We start from the raw sequence: 810 nt of genomic DNA, 5'->3' as shown, positions 1-810 counted from the left end.
ATTACCTATTACAGCGACAGATCAAGATGGTAATACATCTAACCAAACTAATATCAATGTTCAACCAGGTAATGAAAATACTAACCATGGTGATAACACAGACAACAATAATGATGGTCCGGATACAACTCACCATAATAATGGTGATAACGGAAATGATGGTAATGATATAGATTCTGGATATAATAATGGCGACAATGATGGAAATCAAATTGATCCAGTAGATAATAATGAAACAAATAGTAGTAATAATAATCCAGTTATTAATCCTATAGATTCTAGCAATCAAGTTATTTCAGGACAACATAGTACACATGGAAGCACAGTAGAAGTCACTTTCTCAAATGGTATAACAACTACTACAACAGTTAATCCAAATGGAACTTGGGAAATGTTTAAACCATCTTCTGTAAATCTTAATGATGGAGAGAGCGTAAGTGTTGTTGAAAAAGATTCAAACGGAAATACTACTTATACAACAACAGCAAACGTAGGAAATAAAAATACTCAACAAAATATTAATAATGGTAACAATACTACTGAAGAAGATTTACCAGAAACAGGTGAAACAAGTACGAATAATGCAACTATATTTGGTTCGTTATTCGCAGCTATTGGTGCATTACTGTTATTTGTAAAACGCCGTAGAAAGAAAGAAGAAAAAGAAGATTAAAATAAGCTTTATTCAATAAAACCTTATTTTGCATAATTGACAGTGAGGCATATTGCCTTACTGTCTTTTTTTGTAAAAAAATTTGACTCTATACTATACAGGACTGATATAAAAATGGTTCTATAATAAATTGGACT

The 810-nt window shown here is 30.9% G+C and carries 1 protein-coding gene; it reads left to right on the top strand.

The window, feature by feature from the left end; genetic code table 11:
* A partial coding sequence (locus F1592_RS13465; RefSeq protein WP_149809679.1) for an Ig-like domain-containing protein occupies positions 1 to 673 on the top strand: 673 nt, incomplete at its 5' end.
* Between the last annotated feature and the right edge of the window lie 137 nt (positions 674 to 810).

Origin of the sequence: Staphylococcus sp. GDX7P312P (assembly GCF_008385775.1) — a bacterium.
Taxonomy (GTDB): domain Bacteria; phylum Bacillota; class Bacilli; order Staphylococcales; family Staphylococcaceae; genus Staphylococcus; species Staphylococcus haemolyticus.
This window is presented reverse-complemented; position numbering and strand designations above follow the sequence as displayed.